This window comes from Desulfovibrio sp. 3_1_syn3, assembly GCF_000145315.2.
Lineage (GTDB): Bacteria > Desulfobacterota > Desulfovibrionia > Desulfovibrionales > Desulfovibrionaceae > Desulfovibrio > Desulfovibrio fairfieldensis.
This window is the reverse complement of record NZ_ADDR02000001.1, coordinates 2,003,781-2,028,022: the sequence shown is the minus strand read 5'-3', so window position 1 is coordinate 2,028,022 and position 24,242 is coordinate 2,003,781. Positions and strand designations below refer to the sequence as shown.

The window sequence follows — 24,242 nt, the reverse complement described above, 5'->3', positions numbered from 1 at the left end:
GACGTGCGCTGGATAAAACATCCCAGTTCGTTTTGCCGTTCCGCAGCCATGACCGATGTGCGTGAAGCTCTCGGCCCTGCCGGGTACGGCGCAACATGGCTGTTGCTTGAGCGGATAGCCGAAGCGTGGAACGGGCAAAACGAGCCGGATCTGCGAGTTTCCATGCGAGAATGGACGAAGACATGCGGCATTTCCAGCAAAAAACTGCATGAGTTACTCCATATACTGGAAAGTCACGGAATCATCTTTTCAGAGGGTGAGAATTCCAAGCTGCGACTATCCGCGTCTATTTTGCTGGAATTGCAGGATGAATGGACGAGCAGAACGCGTAAGAACTCGGGAGCGGCTCACGAGCCGCTCGGTACTCACTCCGGTATACAACAGATCAAACCAGAAGAAGAAAAGAACAAAGACAGACAGGCTTCACCGCCACCGCTCCGCATCAGCCTCTATCCCGTTCTTTCCCGCCATGGAATCGAACCGGGAAGCGAACGGGCGAGGAGAATCATACGGCACATAGAAACCAAAAATCCCAATAACCCAGGCGGCTACCTTGAAAGCATCCTGCAAAAGAAGCCGTATTTTGACCCTGACGAGCCGGAAGATAGCCAACAGGATATCCACAACGCCGGGGATATTCTTCGGCGCATGGGGTACACGAATCAAAGCAGAGAGGCATAACCCATGAAAGAAAAACCAAGAATCAAGCCGGGAATGCCCGGTGCGGCCCGCGTGGAATATTTTGCTTGCCGTGAGGAAGTGGAATCCATGCAGACCCAAGGCTATACCGTCCGCTCCATATATGAGCATCTGAAAGGCCAGGGCCGGGTGACGTGCAGCTATTCCGCCTTTTGCGACTATGTGAGGGGCGGTGGCAAACGGAAGCATTCAAATAATGGAAAACCGCCCGTATTGCGAACCGAACCGAGGAAAGGGCCAATCATGGTACCCGGCAGCGTAGACCACCGCAAAGCGTTCGACATGAGTGCCATCGACATATCCACCTTGATTTAGGCGGGCCATGTGCATGTTGCCGGAATCACGAAAACTGCCTCAAAACAACGCCGCTGTTGCAAGTTATTGCCATCATGCCCACAAGCTGCGCGAACCGGCGAAAAACAACCATAATGGAGAGTCGACGTTCCCTAGTGTCATTGGTGGTGAATTGAACAATCAAAAGAGAGGGGCCGGACATGGGAAGTACATGTACTTCCCGCTCGGCCCTATGGGCTGCTTATTCGCTTCCTTCGGAAGCTCAACGCCAAAGGCAGGAAAAAATGCCGTCAAAGAAATTGAGAATCACAATGTACGTTACGCCGAAAGAACACGCGCATATCTCGGCCAGCGCCGACCGGACGAACCGATCCTTGTCCAACTTCTGCAAGCTGGTGAGCATGGGCTACAATGTGCCAGGGTTGGAGCATGTAAAGTTGCGGCTGGAACTGCGCCGGTTGCGCGGAGACCTGGGGAAATTAGGCGGGCTGGTCAAACTGGCCCTTTCGGAAGGAGCAGACAGACACACCGTTCATAAGTTGCTGCATGAACTGGATAAGCGGCAGAAAGAGGTGCAGGAGGCCGTAAACAGTGTGGAATAGAAAACGCCCCTGGTCATTTTCTGACCAGGGGCTGTTCGGAATTTAAGGACTGACCTTTTCTACCTTGTCGTATACGTTCCGCATCCTCAATACTAAAGCGGAAGCTTGCTCAAGAAGGCATCCAAGACTGGCGATGACATAGCCTTTTACCCGTATGTTGTGGGGTGTGCTCTTCATAACCTTGACCAAACCAACGAGTAGCATGTGTGTTTCGACAAGAAGTCCGCGAAAATCTTCTACATGATATCTTTTCAAAAGCTCTTTTTCATGCTGAACCGTTCCTTGTGAAAGATAGTAGCAGCGGGTTTCGCCACTTGTCGTTTGGACAGGCTTAGGGACATTGTCCGGGTTATGCTCTGCTGGTTCATAAATGGCGAGCAAATCCTGGGCGGCTTTCTGGAATCTTTCGATTCGCTCTGCCAGTTCTGGATAGGCTTGAGAGGTGGGCAAAGAAGATTGGGGCTGTGGAGCCGCGCACATGGGATGGGACATAAAAACCTCGCTGGAGTTTTTGATTGGAGTCTCCAAAATGGAAACTCCGGGCGCTCAAAACCGCCAGCGAGACGGCGGGCTATTTCCCGGCAAGCCGGTGTTTTATTTCGCCCACACCCGGAGGTACAATGCAGGAAGCCAGCGCCCCAAAAAAGGGCACAAGAAAACCCACAAACTTACAGGGTGGGAGCCGTCGCTGGTCAAGGTGTTTTGAGCACCTTTTTTATAAAAAACATGACAAGTGAAATATGTCAATGACGGTTGGCTGAGAACTCAACCAGCTAGTGAGTAGGGAGTAATCATGAAGCACTGAGGAGATTATCAAGACTTATCCATAAAGAATTTTCTTTTCTCTTCAATTGCTCGATTTCTTTTGAAATTCCAGCTCTCTTTGCCTCTATATCTCTAACAACTTCATCAATGCTTTCGAGAGCTGCCGAAGGAAAAATGAATCTTCTAATATCTTCTTCTGTAACTGTAGTTTGTCCACTCGCGCCTGATTCATAGATTTTAAACTGCATCTGTCCGACTTTCGAAGTTAGTAAGTAAACTAATGTTAGAGGCTTTATTCCTTGGGGACGCAGTATGCAAACATGGCTGTCAACTGTTGACGAAATAGTTTCCTCAAAAAGAACTGCTTTTCCAATACTTGTGCCACCATCGACTGTTAGTAATACATCATTGATTTTTATCTTTCTCTCGTCAGAAAGATTCTCAAAATCATCTGACTGTATATATCGACAGTCTTCCATGTTAATCTTCATGTTTTGAATTGATAGAGTATTTACTACAGGGACAGAATCGTCGGTAATTACATCCAAATACTCATGCTGAATCCCTTTAACAAAGGTATTAGGTAAAAAATCACCAATTTCAAAGCAACCAGAGCTTCGTATTTTTTTTAAGATGGTCTGAACGCTATCATTTGCAAACTTAGCATCACACCGCAAAGAATAGCTTGAGGCTGAAAGGCTGAGTGAACTCCAAAAAAGTTTTGGTGGTATATTTTTTATTTCATCGGACATAGTGCTTAATCCCATACGATGTTTGTTGATAGCATATCCAAAACTGTCTTTGGAGACTCGGAATTAATCAATATTTCACATTCTTGTGCGAGATGGAGGTTAGTAATAACGCTGTTTGAATTTACTCCTTTAAATAAACAAAGCTGATTAGGACGGCTTTTTTCTTTACGTTTACTTAATTTATAGCCAACCTCATCGACCATAAATACAGGATATTTATAATCAAAAGATTCAGAAACTTTTTCGAAAATATAAGACATCGTTGAAGACTTGAATCCGGCAGTCTTTAATACATCTTTGTAATACGAGGCTACTTCTTGTCCGTTCATGCCACCTAAGTTTTCTTTTCCAATTTTGATTATAGCTGGATTTTTCCCACCTTTAATAATCCAATCATCATCTTTTATAATAGGATATAATTCTTTTAAAAACATTTCCGAGAGTTTTTCACCTGAATACTTAGAGGAAATTTTCTTGTTAAGCATTTGAGAAGCTTGCTTGACTTTTTGCTCTACAATTGCGTTATATTTATCCCACTCTTTATCCCATAATGAGATCTCTTCCGCTGTCTTTTTTTGAGCAAAAAGTAAGCTTGTAAGGGTTGGTGTATCAATAAATATATTTCTCGGTAGTGAGACAATAGATTTAATATTGAAAAATCTGAAGATAAATCTTCGCACATCTACCATCTCTTTTGCGTTGAGAAGTGACTCTGGAAGAACTAATGCTAACCTTCCCTTTTGTTTCAGTAACTGAAAGCATCTTTCTATAAACAATCCTTCACTTGGAGTGGAGTTTGAAAGCAAAAATGTTTTAGCTAAAGTTCTTTGTGATTCAATCGGTAAAGTAATACCAAAAGGGGGATTTGAGATTACAACATCAAATGTTTCACATACATCTTGGCTATAATTGGCTCGTGGTACACTTCTTTGAGAATCGCTGCATGGCCTCAGCCTTACGTCGTTATAAAGTGAAAAAGATTTAAAGGCGTCTTCTTTATATATATGAGCTGATCCGTCACCATGAAGAACCATGTTTACCTTTGCAGTTATTGCCATAATGAACTTTGGGTCAAAGCCATATATAAAATTTTCTGCCCAGTAATTTGGCTGTTCATTTGATAACCTTGCCCTATAAAATTGCTCTGAGTCATGATCTATAACAAGCTTTTCTTCAGATTTTTTTATTGTATTGGTTATTGTGTTCATTGCATGCAATAAAAATGTTCCAGAGCCACATGCAGGGTCTATTATATATGGAATTCTATTGTCAGGGTGATTCGATTTTTTCCATACCACTTCGGTTAGAGTAGATAGGCCGACAGCTTCTACCATGAATCTCACCAAATTATCGTGAGTAAAATACATGCCTCGATCTTGCTTAAAGCCGGAGCGCAAAATCTCCTCAAAGAAAGCCCCTATAATGTCTCCATGTCTTGCAGCGCCTTTAGTTATAGAAATACCTTGAAGGGCTTGGACAACAGACTTCACTCGTTCTTCAGGGAATTCTTTCGAGTTAATTTCATCCCCTTCGCTAGAGTCGATATATCTCTGGTATGATTGTGTATACAGCTTGTTGATTCGCTCAAAAACTTCTATTGAGTTTTCTGGTCTTCCATTTTTGTGAAATATCTGAAAGGCATATGGCTTATCTTTTTTGCATGTTCTCTCATCGTGGATTTTGGCCAATAAACATTTCACCAAATTCATAAAAAGGATATTGTCTGGGTGCTCCCCGAAAAATTCATTATGAAAAGACAAAGCAATTGCTCGAAAGTCGGAAAGATTACTATCCATTTCCAAGTCTTTCGCACCTTGGTTAGTGTAGGGAGTATAATCAATATCCTGGTAATCTACAGGAAACTGGTCAGAATGCGGTTCCCCTTCAGAAATCCATCCATCATAACTTTTATAACGTGTGTAATCTATACATATAGATGTTATTTTTGGAATATTTTTTGGTTCAATCGTTGCGTATACGAGAAGTTTTGGGGAACCAACTAAGGGAGCTGTTCCAAACAGCTGGTTTTTTATTGCATCAGTTTTTGAGGATAAATATTCACTTGCAGATTTTAGTTCTACTATAGCATAGGGTAATCCATCGTCATCATTTATTATTATATCTACTTCGTCCGACATACTTCCTTTGCTTCCATGAGCAAAATGTATTTCATGTTCAATATTTTCAAGTTTATACTTATACTTATCGCTGTTAAGCATACAGACCATCAATGCATGCGCTAACTCTTCTGGGTCTGCTTGCTTGGTATGGCTTTCGTCAGATTTGATTCTTTGGTTGTATGTAACGGTATCATTGCTTCGATTAATGGCGACCGCAGCGCCACCAAACTTATCAATCGCAGCATAATACCATTCTCTTTCATTAGTAGACAATTTAGTCATATGTTCCTCACGAAAGCGATTCTTATTATTTAAGTGATAGAACGCTTATCACTCACTGATGATTTTTTCAAACGCTGGGACAGCGCCTTAAAATTTAGGCCCAATTCGATACCACGCCCCTCGCCCTTTACCTTCCATAGTCAACTGCCTGTCCTCCACCAACTTGCGAAAATGCTCTTTCAAGGTATTGCGGTTGGCTCCGGTCAGTATGACCATATCTTTCAGTGTCACCCGTCCGTGTTCGCGCGCGTATTCCAGAATTTGCAGGGAAAGTTCCGGCAGAGCTGCCAGCACGATATGTTCCCGCTCAACTTTCTTTTCCAGCCGCTTCATTTGCTGATGCAGGGCGCGGAGGAAGAAAAGCAGCCAAGGCTGCCAGTTGGGAGCATCTGAACGAATGGTCGTTTGCGTCTGGCGCAAGGCCAGATAATAGCCCTCTTTGCTGTTCTCAATGACGCTTTCCAGCGAGCTATAGGGCGTGTAGGCATAACCAGAATGGAGCAGCAAAAGAGTGGTCAGAACGCGAGAAAGCCGCCCGTTGCCGTCCTGAAAGGGGTGGATGGCAAGAAAGGTTACGGTAAATATGCCGATGACCAGTAAAGGGTGCAGCCTTTTGGTTTCGAGTTGGGCATTTGTCCATTCAATTAACTCGCCCATGAGCCGGGGAGTATCAAAAGGCGTGGCGGTTTCAAAGACGATGCCGATCTGTTTCCCCTGGTCGTCAAAGGCCGCTACGTTGTTTGGCGAAGTTTTGTAGTTTCCGCGGTGGCGTTCGTCTTTATCGCTGTGCTGCAATAAATCCCGGTGAAGCTGGCGGACGTGGTTTTCTGTCAGAGGAATGTACTCCCAGGACTGAAAGATCTGCTCCATGACCTCCGCGTACCCGGCAACCTCTTGCTCGTCGCGTGATGAGAAAGAATGGATGGCGAGATTCGATAAAAGCTTTTCCACGTCACTGTCGGAAAGCCTACTCCCCTCAATGCGGGTGGATGAGCCGATGCTTTCGATGGTAGCGACCCGGCGCAGAGCGGAAAGGCGTTCAGGCGCGAGAGTTCCCAAGGCTTTCCATGCGCCTTTGAACTCGTCAATTTCCGCAATCAGTCCGAGAAATTCAGGGGTGATGTTCAATGTGTTTGTGTTGAGCATACTCATTTATACATCCACAAACATCCAATTTGTCAAGCTATAAAAACATCCATTTTCATCCAATTACGAAGCTGACCAGCCTAGCAAGACCAATGTCGTCCAATAGTTTTACCGTAACCAACTATATTTACGGTATTTATCCGGGTATTGACTACGACAAAACTTCTGATAATATTCTTTTCCAGATACTTACAAAGTACCGGAAATCCCCTTGGGGACGCCAAATGGAATCAAGCTCCTACGAGAAATCGTAAGAGCTTTTTTCGTTGTGCGGTAAATTTCCCCCACCGGTTTGTAAAAAATCAGAAAAGTATATTAAAGTTGTTGACACGTTACCCTGGAGACTCTGTTATGTCTGTTTCAAAAAGTAAGGTTGATAAATCTGGATATATCCTATCAAAATCAATTGAAGTTGATGAATATATTTATCTTGAATTTGAAGAATATTTTGACGAATACAGAAAAGAGCATCTCCCAGTTTTAACTTATACCACACTTGAGATTCAAGATTGGCTTACAAGTTTTAGCAAGGTATACTACATAGCCCAAAGATTAAAAAGAAAGCCACAAATAATACGGAAATTGAAAAGGCTAAGTGTAAGGTTAACACAACTTCAAGATATTGGTGGATTGCGAATAATTGTTGACACAAATAAAGATGTTAACGATCTATTTTCTTTCCTAAAAAGAAAAATTGAACAAAATGAGCATATACATATTCATAGAATAACAGATTATAGAGATCATGGACGAGACGATACAGGATATAGAGCGCTTCACGTCATTTTATCCATTAGTGGATACAAACTTGAGCTTCAAATAAGAAGTAAAATTCAGCATTATTGGGCGGAAGGCATTGAAAGAACATCAATAATTTATGGTTATTACCTCAAAGAATCTGAAGGTAGTAATATTGTCTTAGATTATTTTAAAAACTTGGCCAAAATATTTAATGAAATTGAAGCAGGAAGAGAACCTTCTTCATCACAAAAAATTGCTTTGGACAGAGCAAGAGATACAGCTAGGCGAATAATTGAATCATCAGATAAAAAAAATATCCTTAACGCGCACGTTGATGAGGGGGTAATTAAAACACTTGTAGAAAAAGAAAATAAACATAGAAATCAAGACAAATTTAATAATTGGATACTTATATTAGATTGGAATACGGGTTGTTTTGTCGATTGGAAAGTAATAAGCAGAAACCCCGATGAAGCTATTAAATCGTACGTTGAAACGGAAAATTTTTATCCAAATCATTTAGGATTTGAAGTTGTTATGATTGGATCATCAGATATTTCAACAGTGCGTGAAACTCATAGACATTATTTTGGGATTGATAGCTATGAAGATGTTTTGGAAAGCCTGGATGATTCAATCGTTAGCTTATCTAAAAGAATGGATTTAGACACTGGCGCACGTCACATTTTGCTTTGTATGGTTGGGAAAAAATATTGGTCTAAGAAGATATCCGTTGACACTTTAAAAAACCATTATTGTAGGAATGTGTTGACATTTGAATACTCATTGCAGTCCTTAATAGAAAAAGGATATATAATAAAATATCCCCAAGGTCCGGTTTCACTCAACATTTCTAAAAAAAATGAGATTGAATCTTGCCTTTAGACTCTTCTTCTTGACCTTTCTAATGAAGTTTGGGATACTAACTCTACTAAATCCATAGGCGAGCCCGTATTTTGACGGCTACGCCCGGCCTTATTGTCGGGTTTTTTTGTGGGGTATTCCTTACCCACTCTCTTGCCTTACAATTTGCCGGGATGATAGCTCCGAATAAAATACCCCTCGTAGGGGAATACGAGCAGCGTTCCTATGGACGTAGTTGAGTCCCGGCATTTCTCATACCAAATGCCTATACTGAATCCATAGGAGTTCCCATGCCCAAGCCTCTCGCCCATCCATCTGCCCCAAGCCCCCAATCACCAGACCTCAGCGTCATAGCCGCCATGCTCAGCGAAGCGGCGCAAGCCCTGCTCAATATCGGCAAAGCGCCGGAAACGGGCACAGTGGAAGCGTACGACGAGGATCAAGTGCCGTCCGGCCCCATTGAGGACGGCTACAAGCGCGGCGAGTTCCATGAGGAAATCCGCTGCTTCCGCCTGCCGTCGTTCACTGTGCGCCAGGAGTATGAATTGCTCCAACAGCACGAGCAGGGCAGATTTTCGCATCTGGTGGACCGGATTCATGACGACCTGTCCGCGACGGTCATGCTCATGCGCCATATTGACGAAAGCGTGGAGATATCCGGCTTTGAGCTGCGTCTGATAGGCGAAAACCTCGCCCGCCCGCTGGACCTGCTCGATACGGTCTGCTCCCAACTGGCGGATTTTAACCTGGTACAGAAAACAAGCGTACCGGCATAAGCGTCAGCCAAAGATAGAGACAAGCCCCTGGCAATCACAATTGCCAGGGGCTTTTGTCATCCGTTCAATCCCCGCCGCCTGCGGCGTTGCCGTTCCCGGCATGTCCTGCCCGGCATTCAATCGGCGGCAAGCGCTTTCAAGTTCACATGCGTATAAGTCAGGCGGCTCCGGCTGTATCCGCCAAGGATATCAGCATCTGATTTCAACCGGAGCCGCCCGGCTTTTCCGCCTTTACTGGCCGTTCTGGACCAGATGCTGCAAAGCGGCAAGCTGATCGGCATGAGAGGCGCTGGCCGAGGCATCGGCAACCGCTGTCTCGGCAGGCGCGGCAGGTGCCGACTGCGCTGTGCCGGGACTTTCCTGCTGCGTCTGGCTGTGCGTATCCGGAGCGGCTGCCGCAGTTGCGGTATGTGCCGCGGCGCTCTCGTGGGCCACGGCGGCTGCGGGCGTCTCCGTTCCGGTCTGCCCGCTTTCATGCACGGCGGAGCTGTTGGCGTTCAGTGATTGAGACGTCGTCGACGCGCCGGACGAGAACAGGCTGTCTTCGGCATCCTCGCTGAGGATGGGCTCTCTGTACGCGGAGGATTGATCATGGAAGAAGCCCTCCGCCTCGTCGCCGTCCTGCGCGGCGGCGGGCTGTGCCGCAGGGGACGCTGCGGCTTCATGAGCCGGCGCGCTGCTCCCTTCCTGCGTGCCTGAGCTTGTTGCCGCGCTATCTCCCGCGACAGCCGCCATGTCCGTGCCGGAAAGGGAGTTATGCGTGCTTCCGCCGTCCAGCAGGTTATCCGCCACATCATGGTCCAGCACTTCCGTATCCAGCGCGACAGTGGCGGAAAGCGCGGTTGCCGGGGCGCTGTCCCCGTGCGCGCTGTCCACGCCCAGGGAAGCCAGGGCCATGACCGCCGGAGCGGCATCCGAGCCGTGGATCGTGAGCGTCAGGGTGTTGGTGGCCGTGCCGCCGTGCCCGTCGTCCACAGTGTAGGTAAAGACATCTTGAAGCGAGAGGCCCAGACCAAGATTCTTCACCTCGGTCTGATTGTCGTGCAGGGTGTAAACATAGGAGCCGTCAGCCTGGAGCGTGAGGTCGCCGTACAGGCCGTGGGTTTCGTGCTGGGGCACATAGGTCGGCAGATCATGGATGTCCGGGTCATGCGGGGTGGGCAATATCCCCTCAAGCCCGTGGCCCGAGGAGCCGCTCAGAACCGCCGTCACCGAAAGGTCGGCGTTTGCCGCGGCAACCGTGGGCGTGTCGTTCTGCCCGTTGATGGTGATCTTGATCACCGTGCTTGCCGAGCCGCCGTGCCCGTCCACGACAGTGACCGGGAAGGACTCGGTGAGGGTTTCGCCCACGCCGAGCCCCAGCACGGCCGAGGAATGCTGGTCAAGCACATAGGAATAGGAACCGTTGGCGTTGACGATCAGGGCGCCGTAGCTGCCGGTTGTGCTGCCGGGCTCGCAGTGCGGCGTATCGTGGCTGTCGGGGTCCGTGATGTTCAACAGACCCGAGACGATGCTGCTGCCGTGCTCCGCAATGGAAAGCACCACCGGCAGCACCTGCGGCGCGTCGTTGGTTCCGTTGATGGCAATGGAGATGGTGCTTGTGGCGGTCTTGCCCAGGGAATCCGTTGCCGTAAAGGTGAAGGATTCCGTGAGCTTCTCACCCACGCCCAGTGCCACGACCGCGGACAGGCCGGTATTCAACTGATAGTTATACGTGCCGTTGGCCTGAAGCGTCAGGCTGCCGTACAGCCCCACACCCAGGCCCAGGCCCGCGTTGTCCACCAGGGAGTAGACCACGTTGCCCACGGCATTGAGGGGAGCCGTCACCGCCCCGACCACATTGGACACCGTATCCACCAGCCCGTCGGTAACGGCATTCAGGGAAAGCAGGCTGCCGAGGCCGCCCTTGATGGTTATGGTCAGGGTATTGGACGCCGTGCCCCCGTGCCCGTCCGTCACTGTATAGGTGAAGGTGTCGGTCAGCTTCTGGTTGAGAAGCAGGCCGACCACGGCCAGCAGGCCGGTGTTCAGAGTGTACACATACGTGCCGTCGGCGTTGAGGGTCAATCTGCCGTAGCTGCCGAGCTCATTGCCTTTGGGAGTGAACGTCAGGGTGTCGCTGACGATATGATCCAGGTCGTTGTCAGGGTCCGTGGGCGTGACGAGCCGCCCGCTGAGGGTGGCGTCGGTCTTGACCATGATGCCCGTGGAAGCGCCCACTGAAGGCGCGTCGTTGGTGCCGTTGATGGTCAGGGTCAGGATGTTGGCTGTGGTGCCCCCGTGGCCGTCGGAAACCACAAAGGTAAAGGAATCCGTAAGCTTTTCGCCCACGCCCAGGCCCTGCACCGCGGGCAGCCCGTTATTCAGTTTGTATGTGTAGTTGCCTGCGGCGCTTAGGGTAAGCGTACCGTACAGGCCCGCCGTATTGGTCTGCGTGGTGAATGTCAGGGTGTCATGGATATCCGCGTCCACCGGCGTGGGCAGCTTGCCGGTGACAGTGGCCGTATCCTCAAAGATGGATGCCGTGGCCGCGGCCACGGTGGGTATATCGTTGGTGCCGTTGATGGTCACGGTCAGGGTGTTGGAGGCCATGCCGCCATGCCCGTCGGACACCCTGAAGGTGAAGGTGTCAGTGAGCTTTTCGCCGACGCCCAGACCTTGCACCGCTGGCAAGGCGTTGTTCAGATTGTAGGTGTAATTGCCCGAGGCGTCCAAAGTAAGCGTGCCGTACAGGCCCGCCGCGTTAGTCTGGGCAATGAACGCCAGGGTATCATGGATATCCGCGTCCACCGGAGTGGGCAGCTTGCCGCTGACGCCGGCCGTATCCTCAAAGATGGCTGTCGTGGCAGCGCCCACCGTGGGGATGTCGTTGGTGCCGTTGATGGTCAGGGTCAGAGTGCTGGAAGCCGTGCCCCCGTGATTGTCCGACGCCGTGAAGGTGAAGGTATCGGTGAACTTTTCGCCCACACCCAGACCCTGCACCACGGGCAGGGCATTGTTCAGGGTGTAGGTATAATTGCCGCCGGCATCTATGTTCAGCGTGCCGTAAAGCCCTACTGCGGCGGTTTGCGGCACGAAACTCACCACATCATGCAGGTCCGGATCCACCGGCGCGGGCAGTTTGCCGCTGACACTGGCCGTATCCTCAAAGATGGAGGCTGCGGCTGCGGTCAGCACGGGCGCGTCGTTAGCGCCGTTGATGGTCACGGTCAGGGTGTTGGAGGCCGTGCCGCCGTGCCCGTCCGAGACTTTGAACGTGAAGGTATCGGTAAGCTTTTCGCCCACGCCCAGGCCCTGCACTGCGGGCAGCGCGTTGTTCAGGGCGTAGGTGTAATTACCCGAGGCATCCAAGGTAAGCGTACCGTAGAGCCCCAACGCGGCGGTCTGCGGAATGAAACTCACCACATCATGCAGGTCCGGGTCCACCGGCACGGGCAACACGCCGCTGACGCTGGCCGCATCCTCGATAATGGAGGCCGCGGCCGCGCCCACCGTGGGTACGTCATTGCTGCCGTTGATGGTCACGGTCAGAGTATTGGAGGCTGTGCCTCCGTGATTGTCGGACACCGTGAAGGTGAAGGTATCGGTGAGTTTCTCGCCCACGCCCAGGCCCTGTACCACAGGCAGCGCGTTGTTCAGGGTATAGGTGTAATTACCGCCGGCGTCTATGCTCAGCGTGCCGTAGAGCCCCAACGCGGCAGTTTGCGGAATGAAACTCACCACATCATGCAGGTCCGGGTCCCCCGGCACGGGCAACACGCCGCTGACGCCAGCCGCATCCTCGACAATGGAAGCCGTGGCCGCGCCCACACTGGGCAGATCGTTGGTGCCGTTGATGGTCAGGGTCAGGGTGTTGGTGGCCGTGCCCCCGTGCCCGTCCGAGACCTTGAACGTGAAGGTATCGGTGAGCTTTTCGCCCACGCCCAGGCCCTGTACCACGGGCAAGGCGTTATTCAGGGTGTAGGTGTAATGCCCGGCAGCGTCCAGAGTGAGCGTGCCGTAGCTGCCCAGCACATTGTTCTGGGCAATGAACGTCAGAACATCATGGATATTCGGGTCCGTAGGCGCAGGCAAATCGCCGCTGACGCTGACCGCATCCTCAAGAATCACGGCCGTGGCAGCGGCCACCGTCGGCGCCTGGTTGCTGCCGTTGATGCTCATGGTCACAACAGCGGAAGCCGTGCCGCCGTGCCCGTCGGACACGGTGACCGTAAAGGCGTCGGTCAGGCTTTCACCTGATCCCAGGCCCAGCACTGCGGGCAGAGAGGTGTTCAAGGTATAGGTATAGTGGCCGTCGGCACTCAGAGTAAACGTGCCGTAACTGCCCGGCGCATTGGTCTGCGGCGTGAAACTGACCACGTCGTGCACATCCACATCCGTGGGCAGAGGCAGCGTGCCGCTGGTAACGGCGATGTCTTTGGCAATGCCCAAGATTGTCAGGACCAGCACGGGTGCGTCATTGGTGCCGTTGATGGTCAGGGTCAGACTGTTGGTGGCCGTGCCCCCGTGTCCGTCCGAGACCGTGAAGCTGAACGTGTCGGCGAGCTTTTCACCCACGCCCAGGCCCTGCACCGCGGGCAGAGCGTTATTCAGGATGTAGGTATAGTTGCCCGAGGCGTCCACCGTAAGCGTGCCGTACAAGCCCGCTGTGGCCGTCTGCGGCAGGAAGGCCAGAACATCGTGCACGTCCACATCCGTGGGTACGGGCAGCGTGCCGCTGACGCTGGCCGTATCCTCGGCGATCACGGCCGTGGCCGCGCCGACCGTGGGAATGTTGTTGGTGCCGTTGATGGTCAGGGTCAGCGTATTGGTAGCCGTACCCCCGTGGCCGTCGGAAACCGTGAAGCTGAACGTGTCGGTGAGCTTTTCACCCACGCCCAGGCCCTGCACTGCGGGCAGAGTATTGTTCAGAACGTAGGTGTAGTTGCCGTTGGCGTCCAGAGTGAGTGTGCCGTACAAGCCTGCCTTGTCCGTCTGCGGGAGAAAAGTCAGCACGTCGTGCACGTCCACATCCACGGGCGTGGGCAACGTGCCGCTGACACTGGCCGTGCCTTCGGCGATTACGGTTGCGGCCGCGCCCACGCTGGGCAGATCGTTGGTGCCGTTGATGGTCAGGGTCAGCGTATTGGTAGCCGTACCCCCGTGGCCGTCGGAAACCGTGAAGCTGAACGTGTCGGTGAGCTTTTCACCCACGCCCAGGCCCTGCACCGCGGGCAGCGCATTGTTCAGAACATAGGTGTAATTGCCCGAGGCATCCACCATAAGCGTGCCGTACAAACCTGTTGTGCCTGTCTGCGGCAGGAAGGTCAGTACGTCGTGCACGTCTGCATCCACAGGCACGGGCAGCGTACCGCTGACACTGACCGCATCCTCGGCGATCACGGCCGTGGCAGCGCCGACCGTGGGAATGTCGTTGGTGCCGTTGATGGTCAGGGTCAGGGTATTGGAAACCGTGCCCCCGTGCCCGTCCGAAACCGTGAAGGTAAAGGTATCGGTGAGTTTTTCACCCACGCCCAACCCCTGCACCGCGGGCAGAGCATTGTTCAGAACGTAGGTGTAATTGCCGTTGGCGTCCAGAGTGAGTGTGCCGTACAAGCCCGCCTTGTTTGTCAGCGGGAGGAAGGTCAGCACATCGTGCACATCCACGTCCACCGGTGTGGGCAATGTGCCGCTGACAGAGACCGCATCCTCGGCGATCACGGCTGCGGCCGCGCCGACTGTGGGAATGTCGTTAGTACCGTCAATGGTCAGAGTCAGGGTATTGGAAACCGTGCCCCCGTGCCCGTCCGAAACCGTGAAGGTGAAGGTATCGGTGAGATGTTCCCCGACGCCCAAAGCTTGCACAGCGGGCAGAGCATTGTTCAGGATATAGGTATAGTTGCCGTTGGCGTCCACTGTGAGCTTGCCGTAGAGGCCCACTGTGCCCGTCTGCGGGAGAAAAGTCAGCACATCGTGCAGGTCCACATCCGTGGGCACGGGCAGCGCGCCGCTGACAGAGACGGCATCCTCGGCGATCACGGCAGTGGCCGCGCCGACCGTGGGTATGTCGTTGGTGCCGTTGATCGTCAGGGTCAGGGTATTGGAGACCGTGCCGCCAAGCCCGTTGGAAACCGTAAAGGTGAAGGTGTCGGTGAGATGTTCCCCGACGCCCAGGCCCTGCACCACGGGCAGGGCGTTGTTCAGGGTATAGACATAGCCGCCCGAGGCATTCACCGTGAGCGTGCCGTAGAGCCCCACTGTGGCCGTCTGGGGCAAATAGCTTATGACATCGAGCAGGCCGGTGTTTGTCGGCGAGGGCAACAGGCCGGAAACATTGATGCTGTCCTCGGCGATCACATTCACGGCCGCTTCCACGCTGAGGCTGCCGCCGCCCCCGGAGATCGTGATGGTCAGGGTATTGGAGGCCGTGCCCCCATGTCCGTCCGTCACGGTATAGGTGAATTTTTCGGTAAGATGCTGGTTGAGCAGCAGATTGATCACGGCAAGCAGGCCGGTGTTCAGGGTATAGACGTAGGAACCGTCGGCATTGAGGGTCAACCTGCCGTAACTGCCGAGCTCATTGGTTTTGGGAATAAAGGTCACAATGTCGCTGAGATCCGGGTCAGTGGGCGTGACGAGATGACCCGAGTAGGGAACATCCGTCTTGGCAATCGAGGCTGTGGAGGCCCCCACTGAAGGCGCGTCATTGGTGCCGTTGATGGTCAGGGTCAGGATATTGGAGGCCGTGCCGCCGTGACCGTCCGAGACAGTAAAGGTGAAGGTATCGGTGAGCTTGTCGCCCACGCCCAAGCCTTGTACCGCAGGCAGTGCATTGTTCAGGGTATAGGTATAATTGCCCGAGGCATTCACGCTGAGCGTGCCGTAAAGGCCCGCTGTATTGGTTTGCGGCACGAAGCTCACCACATCATGCAGATCCGGGTCCGCCGGAGCAGGCAGAGTGCCGCTGACGGTGGCCGTATCCTCGAAGATGGAATTGACGGCAGCGGACACCGTAGGCGCGTCATTGGTGCCGTTAATGGTCACGGTCAGGGTATTTGAAGCTGTAGCGCCGTGATTATCAGTCACCGTGAAGGTCAGGGGGTCGGTCAGGCTTTCACCCACGCCCAGCCCCTGCACTGCGGGCAGGTTGTTGTTCAGGGTGTAGGTATAGTTGCCGGAAGCATCCACTGTAAATGTGCCGTAGCGTCCGGCCACGTTTGTCTGCGGAACGAAACTCACCACATCGTGCAGATCCGGATCCGCGGGTGTGGGCAGCGAGCCGCTGACCACAGGCGTGTCTTCGGCGATGGAAGCCGTTGCCGCGGCCACGGTGGGCGCATCGTTGCTGCCGTTGATGCTCATGGTGATAACCGTGGAAGATGAGCCGCCGTGGTTGTCCGAGACCGTCACCGTGAACGTGTCGGTCAGGCTTTCGCCTACCCCCAGGCCCTGTACTGCGGGCAGAGAGGTATTCAGCGTATAGGTGTAGTTGCCGTCGGCATCCACGCTGAACGTGCCATAGGTGCCCGCCGCATTGCTCAGGGGCGTGAAGCTGACCACATCATGCACATCCGCATCCGTGGGCATTGGCAGCGTGCCGTTGGTAACGGCGGTGCCTTCGGCGATGTTCACGGTTGTGGCGGCCAGCACGGGTATGTCGTTGGTGCCGTTGATGGTCACGGTCAGAGTATTGCTGCCTGTGCCGCCGCGCCCGTCGCTTATCGCATAGGTGAAGGTTTCGGTCAGGCTTTCGCCCACTCCCAGACCTTGCACCGCAGGCAAGCCATTGTTCAGGGTGTAGGTATAATTGCCGCTCGCATCCACGCTGAGCGTACCGTAGAGACCGGGAGTGTTGGTCTGTGGGCTGAAGGTCACTGTATCATGAATATCCGCATCCACGGGCGTGGGCAGCGTGCCGCTGACGCTTGCCGTATCCTCGGCAATGGTCGCTGTGGCTGCCGACACGGTAGGCGCGTCGTTGGTGCCGTTAACGGTCACAGTCAGGGTATTGGAGGCCGTGCCGCCGTGCCCGTCTGAAACTGTGTAGGTGAACGTATCGGTGAGCTTTTCTCCCACCCCAAGACCCTGTACCGCGGGCAGCGCATTATTCAGCGTATAAGTATAGTTGCCGTCGGCATTCACGCTGAATGTACCGTAGAGCCCGGCCGTGTTCGCTTGCGGAGCAAAGCTCACCACATCGTGCAGATCCGGGTCCACGGGCGCGGGCAGCGTGCCGCTGATGGCGGCCGTATCCTCGGCAATGGCCGCTGTGGCGGCCGCCACGGTGGGCGCATCGTTGGTGCCGTTGATGGTTACAGTCAGAGTATTGCTGCCCGTGCCGCCGTGATTGTCGGTCACCGTGAAGGTGAAGGTCTCGGTCAGACTCTCCCCTACGCCCAGGCCCTGCACTGCGGGCAGGCTGTTGTTCAGGGTATAGACATAATTGCCCGAGGCATCCAGTGTGAGTGTGCCGTAGAGACCGGCGGCATTGGTCTGCGGGGTGAAGGTCACAGTATCATGAATATCCGCATCCACCGGCGCGGGCAGCGTGCCGCTGACGCTGGCCGTATCCTCGGCAATGGCGGCCGTGGCAGCGGCCACGGTGGGCGCGTCGTTACTGCCGTTGATGCTCATGGTCACAACAGCGGAAGACGTGCCGCCGTGGTTGTCCGAGACTGTGACAACGAATGTGTCGGTCAGGCTTTCGCCCGCGCCCAACCCCTGTACCGCGGGCAATGAGGTATTCAGCGCATAGCTGTAATTGCCGTCGGCGTCCACGCTGAACGTACCGTAGCTGCCCGGCGCATTGGTCTGGGGCGTGAAGGTCACAGTATCATGAATATCCGCATCCGTGGGCATTGGCAGTGTGCCGTTGGTAACGGCGGTGACTTCGGCGATATTCACGGTTGTGGCGGCCAGCACCGGCAGATCATTGGTACCGTTGATGGTCACGGTCAGTGTGTTGGAGGCAGTGCCGCCATGCCCGTCGGACGCTGTGACTGTAAAGGTGTCGGTCAGGCTCTCCCCTACGCCCAGGCCCTGCACCGCGGGCAGGCTGTTGTTCAGGGTATAGGTATAGTTGCCGTTCGCGTCCAGCGTGAGTGTGCCGTAGCTGCCCGGCGCGTTGGTCTGCGGGGTGAAGGTCGCAATATCATGAATATCCGCATCCACCGGCGCGGGCAGCGTGCCGCTGACGCTGGCCGTATCCTCGGCAATGGCAGCCGTAGCCGCAGCTACCGTGGGTGCGTCATTCGTGCCGTTGACGGTCACAGTCAGAGTATTGGTGGCCGTAGCGCCGTGATTGTCAGTCACCATGATGGTGAAGGTCTCTGTCAGGCTTTCGCCCACGCCCAGGCCCTGTACCGCGGGAAGCGCATTATTCAGCGTGTAGGTGTAGTTGCCGGCGGCGTCCACGCTGAGCGTGCCGTAGAGGCCCGCCGTATTTGTCTGCGGAACAAAACTCACCACATCATGCAGATCCGGATCAACCGGGGCGGGCAGCGTGCCGCTGACCGTAGGCGTGTCCTCGGCAATGGCCGCTGTGGCAGCGGCCACCGTGGGCGCGTCGTTGCTGCCGTTGATGCTCACGGTGATTACCGTGGAGGATGAGCCGCCGTGGTTATCCGAGACCGTCACTGTGAACGTGTCGGTCAGGCTTTCGCCCGCGCCCAACCCCTGTACCGCGGGCAGTGTATTGTTCAGGACATAGGTATACTTACCGTCAGCATCCACGCTGAATGTGCCGTAGCTGCCCGGCGCATTGCTCAAGGGCGTAAAACTGACCACATCATGCACATCCACATCCGTGGGCTGAGGCAACGAACCACTGGAGATGGTGCTGTCTTCAGCGACGTTCACGGTTGTGGCGGCCAACACCGGCGCGTCGTTGGTGCCGTTGATAGTCACGGTCAGGGTATTGCTGCCCGTGCCCCCGTGATTGTCGGTCACCGTGAAAGTGAAGGTGTCGGTCAGGCTCTCGCCCACGCCCAGGCCCTGCACTGAGGGCAGGCTGTTGTTCAGGGTATAGATATAGTTGCCCGAAGCATCCAGCACAAGCGTACCATACTGGCCCACTGCGCCGGCCTGGGGCACGAAACTGACCACATCATGCAGATCCGGGTCAACCGGGGCAGGCAGGGTGCCGCTGACGCTGGCCGTATCCTCGGCAATGGCCGCTGTGGCCGCAGCCACGGTGGGCACGTCGTTGCTGCCGTTGATATGCATGGTCACGGAAGCGGAGGCCGTGCCGCCGTGATTGTCCGAGACCGTCACCGTGAACGTGTCGGTCAGGCTTTCGCCCGCGCCCAGGCCCTGCACCGCGGGCAAGGAGGTATTCAGCACATAACTGTAGTTGCCGTCGGCGTCCACGCTGAACGTGCCGTAGGCGCCGGCTGCATTGGTCTGGGGCGTGAAGCTGACCACATCATGCACATCCACATCCGTGGGTTGGGGCAGCGTGCCGCTGGTAATAGCCGTTCCTTCGGCAATATTTACGGTTGTGGCGGTCAGTACCGGCAGATCGTTGGTGCCGTTGACGGTCACTGTCAGGGTATTGGAGGCTGTGGCCCCGTGATTGTCGGTCACCGAAAAGGTGAAGGTCTCTGTCAGGCTCTCACCCACGCCCAGGCCCTGCACCACGGGCAGCGTATTATTCAGGACATAGATATAGTTGCCGTTGGCGTCCACGCTGAGCGTGCCGTAGAGACCGGCGGTATTAGTCTGTGGGCTGAAGGTCACAACATCATGGATATCAGCATCCACGGGCGTGGGCAGCGTGCCGCTGACCATAGGCGTGTCTTCTGCGATGGAAGCCGTGGCAGCTGCCACCGTGGGCGCGTCATTGCTCCCGTTGACGCTCACGGTGATCACCGTGGAAGATGAGCCGCCGTGATTGTCCGAGACCGTCACCGTGAACGTGTCGGTCAGGCTTTCGCCCGCGCCCAGGCCCTGCACCGCGGGCAAGGAGGTATTCAGCACATAGCTGTAGTTGCCGTCGGCGTCCACGCTGAACGTGCCGTAGCTGCCCGGCGCATTGCTCAAGGGCGTGAAACTGACCACATCATGCACATCCGCATCCGTGGGCATGGGCAACGTGCCGTTGGTAATGGTGTTGCCTTCGGCGACGTTCACGGTTGTGGCGGCCAGCACCGGCAGATCATTGGTGCCGTTGATAGTCACGGTCAGGGTATTGCTGCCCGTGCCCCCGTGATTGTCGGTCACCGTGAAAGTGAAGGTGTCGGTCAGGCTCTCGCCCACGCCCAGACCCTGCACCGCGGGCAGGCTGTTGTTCAAGGTATAGGTATAGTTGCCGTTCGCATCCACGCTGAGCGTGCCGTAACTGCCCGGCGCATTGGTCTGCGGAACGAAACTGACCACATCGTGCACGTCCACGTCCGTGGGTGTGGGCAGCGTGCCGCTGACGCTGGCCGTATCCTCGGCAATGACGGTCGCGGCTGCTGACACTGTGGGCGCATCGTTGGTGCCGTTGATGGTCACGGTCAGGGTATTGGAGGCTGTGGCGCCGTGATTGTCGGTCACCGAAAAGGTGAAAGTCTCAGTCAGACTCTCGCCCACGCCCAAGGCCTGCACCGCAGGCAGGCTGTTGTTCAGGGTATAGGTATAGTTGCCGTCGGCGTCCACGCTGAGCGTGCCGTAGCTGCCCGGCGCATTGGTCTGGGGCGTGAAGGTCACAGTATCATGAATATCCGCATCCACGGGCGTGGGCAGTGTGCCGCTGATACTGGCCGTATCCTCGGCAATGGCCGTTGTGGCTGCCGACACAGTGGGCACGTCGTTGCTGCCGTTGACGCTCACGGTAATCACCGTGGAAGACGAGCCTCCATGATTGTCCGAGACCGTCACAGTGAAGGTGTCGGTGAGGCTTTCGCCCACGCCCAGGCCCTGCACCGCAGGCAGTGAGGTATTCAGCACATAGCTGTAGTTGCCGTTGGCATCCACGCTGAAGGTGCCGTAATTGCCCGGGGCATTGGTCAAAGGGGTGAAGCTGACCACATCGTGCACGTCCACATCCGTGGGCATCGGTAATGTGCCGGTGGTTATGGCGCTGCCTTCGGCGACGTTCACAGTTGTGGCGGCCAGCACCGGCGCGTCATTGCTGCCGTTGATGGTCACGGTCAGGGTATTGGTGGCTGTTGCGCCGTGATTGTCCGTCACTGTAAAGGTGAAGGTGTCGGTCAGGCTCTCGCCCACGCCCAAGGCCTGCACTGCGGGCAGGCTGTTGTTCAAGGTATAGGTATAGTTGCCCGAAGCATCCACGCTGAGCGTGCCGTAATTGCCCGGCGCATTGGTCTGTGGAACGAAACTGACCACATCGTGCAGATCCGGATCGACCGGGACAGGCAACGTACCGCTGACGCTGGCCGTATCCTCGTCAATGGCAGTCGCGGCCGCAGAAACAGTGGGCGCGTCGTTACTGCCGTTGATGCTCACGGTGATCACCGTGGAAGACGAACCACCGTGATTGTCCGAGACCGTAACAGTAAAACTGTCAGTCAGGCTTTCGCCCGCGCCCAGGCCCTGTACTGTGGGCAGAGAAGTATTCAGCACATATGTATAATTGCCGTTGGCGTCCACGCTGAAGGTGCCGTAATTGCCCGGGGCATTGGTCAACGGCGCGAAACTGACCGTATCATGCACATCCACATCCGTGGGCATGGGCAACGTGCCGGTGGTGACGGCGCTGTCTTCGGCGACGTTCACGGTAGTGGCGGCCAGCACCGGCGCGTCATTGCTGCCGTTGATGGTCACGGTCAGGGTATTGGAGGACGTGCCGCCATGCCCGTCGGTGGCTGTGAAGGTGAAGGTCTCGGTCAGGCTTTCGCCCACGCCCAAGCCCTGTACTGCGGGCAGGCTGTTGTTCAGGGTATAGGTATAGTTGCCCGAAGCATCCAGTGTGAGCGTGCCGTACAGGCCCGCCGTGTTTGTCTGGGGAATGAACGTCGCAACATCATGCAGATCCGGATCAACCGCCGGGGGCAACGTGCCGCTGATGCCGGCCGTATCCTCAACAATAGAAGCCGTGGCTGCGGTGACCACAGGCGCGTCGTTACTGCCGTCGATAGTCACGGTCAGGGTGTTGGAGGCCGTGCCGCCGCGCCCGTCGGATACCGTGAAGGTGAAGGTCTCGGTCAGGCTTTCGCCCGCGCCCAGGCCCTGCACCGCGGGCAGGCTGTTATTCAAGGTATAGGTATAGTTGCCCGAGGCATCCACGCTGAATGTGCCGTAGAGCCCGGCGGTGCCCGCTTGCGGAACGAACGTCACAACGTCATGCGGGTCCGGGTCCCCAGGCGTGGGCAGCACCCCTGTGACGCTGGGCGTATCCTCGCCAATGGAAGCCAGAGCGGCGGCCACGGTGGGCGCATCATTGCCGCCGCCGTTGACGCTCACGGTGATTACCGTGGAAGATGAGGCGCCGTGATTGTCGGTCACCGTGACTGTGAATGTGTCGGTCAGGCTGTCCGCGGGTCCTAAGCCCTGCACTGCGGGCAGCGAGGTATTCAGGACATAGGTATAGTTGCCGTTGGCGTCCACACTGAACGTGCCGTAACTGCCCGGCGCATTGGTCAAGGGCGTGAAGCTGACCGTATCATGCACATCCACGTCCGTGGGCGTGGGCAATGTGCCGTTGGTGATGACATCGTCTTTGCCAACGCCCACGACTGTGGCGGCCAGCACAGGCGCGTCGTTACTGCCGTTGATGGTCACGGTCAGGGTGCTTGAGGATGTGCCGCCGTGCCCGTCGGAGGCTGTGAATGTGAACGTGTCAGTCAGACTCTCGCCCACGCCCAGGCCCTGCACAGTGGACAGGCTGTTGTTCAGGGTATAAGTATAGTTGCCCGAGGCGTCCAGGGTGAGCGTGCCATAGAGCCCGACCGTGTTTGTCTGCGGAAGGTAACTCGCGACATCGTGCAGATCCGGGTCAACCGGCGCGGGCAGCGTACCGCTGACGCTGGCCGTATCTTCAAAAATGGAAGTCGCGACCGCAGACACGATGGGCGCGTCATTGCTGCCGTTAATGTTCACGGTCACAACCGCGGAAGACGTGCCGCCGTGGTTATCAGTCACCGTTACCGTAAAGGTGTCTGTCAGGTTTTCGCCCGCGCCTAAGCCCTGCACAGCGGGCAGCGTATTGTTCAGAACATAAGTATAGTTGCCGTTGGCGTCCACGCTGAGCGTGCCGTACAGGCCCGCTGTATTTGTCTGCGGCACGAAACTCACCACATCATGCACATCAACGTCTGTGGGAGTGGGCAAGATGCCGCTGGTAATGCTGCTGTCTTCGGAGACGTTCACGGTGGTGGCTGCAAGCACCGGCGCATCGTTGGTGCCGGTGATGGTCACGGTCAAAGTATTGTTGGCCGTGCCGCCGTGATTGTCGGTCACCGTAAAGGTGAAGGTGTCGGTCAGACTCTCGCCCACGCCCAGACCCTGCACCGCAGACAAGGCATTATTCAAAATATAGGTATAGTTGCCGTTGGCGTCCACGCTGAGCGTGCCATACAGGCCCGCCGCATTGGCCTTGGCGATGAACGATAAAATATCTCCGGCATTCGGATCCGTGGGCGAGGGCAATGCGCCGCTGACGCTGATCGTATCTTCGGCAATAGTTACCGTAGCTGAAGCCACACTGGGATTGCTGTTGCCGGTTCCGCCGGTTCCTCCCGATCCGTTCCCGCCGGTTCCGCCGGTGCCGCCTGAGCCGTTCCCGCCCGAGCCGCCGTGGCCTGAGCCGCCGCTTCCTCCATTGCCGCCTTGGCTTCCGCCGGGGCTGCCGCTGCCGCTCCTGTTTGAACCGCTGCCTGCGGTATCCGTACCGCCAAGCACTCCGCCCCGCTCCGCCGCAAAATCGTCCTGCCTGCCCTCTCTGCTGCCTAAGGGCTTATTCGTATCGGATTCAGTCTCATGATCGTCAAGAGCGCTGAGCTCGGAAATTCCCTTGCTCAGCTCGCTCTCGGAATATTCGTGATACGCGCTGTTTCTGGCCTGGACCACGCCTGCCTGCGGCATGTCGTCCTCGCCCAGCGCGTCGAAAAAGGCCTGATGGGTCATTTCCCGGCCGTCCACCACAATGGCGGGCGGACCCTCGTCCCGCGGCGCGCCGTCTGCCGGAGCATTTTGCGGCACATCCTCGGGCACGTTCTGAGGCGCATGATAGTCCTTGAGCACGAGCCGGGTTCCATCAATACGCGAGAAAACCATGTC

General features: G+C 54.9%; 11 protein-coding genes. 6 read left to right on the top strand and 5 right to left on the bottom strand.

Annotated features, from left to right (window positions below; genetic code table 11):
• Window positions 1-3 precede the first annotated feature (3 nt).
• The 3 genes from HMPREF0326_RS16075 (at window position 4) to HMPREF0326_RS08510 (ending at window position 1,595) form a co-directional block, all read left to right on the top strand.
• A complete protein-coding gene (locus HMPREF0326_RS16075; protein WP_008684581.1) occupies window positions 4-681 on the top strand; it encodes a hypothetical protein in 678 nt (225 codons plus the stop codon).
• Window positions 682-684: 3 nt separating this feature from the next.
• A complete protein-coding gene (locus HMPREF0326_RS16070) occupies window positions 685-1,014 on the top strand; it encodes a TraK family protein (protein WP_008684582.1) in 330 nt (109 codons plus the stop codon).
• 179 nt (window positions 1,015-1,193) lie between these two features.
• Window positions 1,194-1,595 carry a plasmid mobilization protein gene (locus HMPREF0326_RS08510; RefSeq protein ID WP_147568400.1) on the top strand — a complete coding sequence of 134 codons (402 nt, stop codon included), beginning with the start codon at window positions 1,194-1,196 and terminating at the stop codon, window positions 1,593-1,595.
• 42 nt (window positions 1,596-1,637) lie between these two features.
• Here the strand turns inward: HMPREF0326_RS08510 and HMPREF0326_RS17200 are convergent, their stop codons facing one another.
• Complete coding sequence (locus tag HMPREF0326_RS17200) at window positions 1,638-2,087, bottom strand: ATPase (protein WP_198012619.1); 450 nt, start codon at window positions 2,085-2,087, stop codon at window positions 1,638-1,640.
• On the opposite strand from HMPREF0326_RS17200, the gene HMPREF0326_RS08505 reads away from it, so the two are divergent.
• Entirely contained in the window at window positions 2,074-2,301 is a 228-nt protein-coding gene (locus tag HMPREF0326_RS08505; RefSeq protein ID WP_020990440.1) for a hypothetical protein, read from the top strand. The genes HMPREF0326_RS17200 and HMPREF0326_RS08505 overlap by 14 nt on opposite strands.
• Before the next feature lie 85 nt (window positions 2,302-2,386).
• Here HMPREF0326_RS08505 and HMPREF0326_RS16760 read toward each other — a convergent pair whose 3' ends face one another.
• From HMPREF0326_RS16760 to HMPREF0326_RS08500, 3 genes are all read right to left on the bottom strand, one after another.
• Window positions 2,387-3,112 carry a restriction endonuclease subunit S gene (locus tag HMPREF0326_RS16760; RefSeq protein WP_008684585.1) on the bottom strand — a complete coding sequence of 242 codons (726 nt, stop codon included), beginning with the start codon at window positions 3,110-3,112 and terminating at the stop codon, window positions 2,387-2,389.
• A gap of 5 nt (window positions 3,113-3,117) precedes the next feature.
• A complete protein-coding gene (locus HMPREF0326_RS16060; protein WP_020990439.1) occupies window positions 3,118-5,514 on the bottom strand; it encodes a restriction endonuclease subunit M in 2,397 nt (798 codons plus the stop codon).
• An 87-nt stretch (window positions 5,515-5,601) separates the two neighbouring features.
• Entirely contained in the window at window positions 5,602-6,666 is a 1,065-nt protein-coding gene (locus HMPREF0326_RS08500; protein WP_008684588.1) for a Fic family protein, read from the bottom strand.
• 345 nt (window positions 6,667-7,011) lie between these two features.
• Between HMPREF0326_RS08500 and HMPREF0326_RS16055 the strand changes: the two genes are divergently transcribed.
• Together HMPREF0326_RS16055 and HMPREF0326_RS08490 are read left to right on the top strand one after the other, a co-directional pair.
• Window positions 7,012-8,286 carry a RelA/SpoT domain-containing protein gene (locus HMPREF0326_RS16055; RefSeq protein ID WP_008684590.1) on the top strand — a complete coding sequence of 425 codons (1,275 nt, stop codon included), beginning with the start codon at window positions 7,012-7,014 and terminating at the stop codon, window positions 8,284-8,286.
• 269 nt (window positions 8,287-8,555) lie between these two features.
• Window positions 8,556-9,041 carry a hypothetical protein gene (locus HMPREF0326_RS08490; protein WP_008684591.1) on the top strand — a complete coding sequence of 162 codons (486 nt, stop codon included), beginning with the start codon at window positions 8,556-8,558 and terminating at the stop codon, window positions 9,039-9,041.
• Between the two features lie 231 nt (window positions 9,042-9,272).
• Here HMPREF0326_RS08490 and HMPREF0326_RS08485 read toward each other — a convergent pair whose 3' ends face one another.
• Window positions 9,273-24,239, bottom strand: coding sequence for a VCBS domain-containing protein (locus tag HMPREF0326_RS08485; RefSeq protein WP_020990438.1), 14,967 nt, complete (start codon window positions 24,237-24,239; stop codon window positions 9,273-9,275).
• Between the last annotated feature and the right edge of the window lie 3 nt (window positions 24,240-24,242).

Excerpts from the sequence above, each read along its gene's own strand:
- HMPREF0326_RS16760 (WP_008684585.1), bottom strand. The coding sequence starts at position 3,112 with ATGTCCGATGAAATAAAAAATATACCACCAAAACTTTTTTGGAGTTCA.
- HMPREF0326_RS08505 (WP_020990440.1), top strand. The coding sequence starts at position 2,074 with ATGGGATGGGACATAAAAACCTCGCTGGAGTTTTTGATTGGAGTCTCC.
- HMPREF0326_RS16060 (WP_020990439.1), bottom strand. The coding sequence starts at position 5,514 with ATGACTAAATTGTCTACTAATGAAAGAGAATGGTATTATGCTGCGATT.
- HMPREF0326_RS16070 (WP_008684582.1), top strand. The coding sequence starts at position 685 with ATGAAAGAAAAACCAAGAATCAAGCCGGGAATGCCCGGTGCGGCCCGC.
- HMPREF0326_RS17200 (WP_198012619.1), bottom strand. The coding sequence starts at position 2,087 with ATGTCCCATCCCATGTGCGCGGCTCCACAGCCCCAATCTTCTTTGCCC.
- HMPREF0326_RS08510 (WP_147568400.1), top strand. The coding sequence starts at position 1,194 with ATGGGAAGTACATGTACTTCCCGCTCGGCCCTATGGGCTGCTTATTCG.
- HMPREF0326_RS16055 (WP_008684590.1), top strand. The coding sequence starts at position 7,012 with ATGTCTGTTTCAAAAAGTAAGGTTGATAAATCTGGATATATCCTATCA.
- HMPREF0326_RS08500 (WP_008684588.1), bottom strand. The coding sequence starts at position 6,666 with ATGAGTATGCTCAACACAAACACATTGAACATCACCCCTGAATTTCTC.
- HMPREF0326_RS08485 (WP_020990438.1), bottom strand. The coding sequence starts at position 24,239 with ATGGTTTTCTCGCGTATTGATGGAACCCGGCTCGTGCTCAAGGACTAT.
- HMPREF0326_RS08490 (WP_008684591.1), top strand. The coding sequence starts at position 8,556 with ATGCCCAAGCCTCTCGCCCATCCATCTGCCCCAAGCCCCCAATCACCA.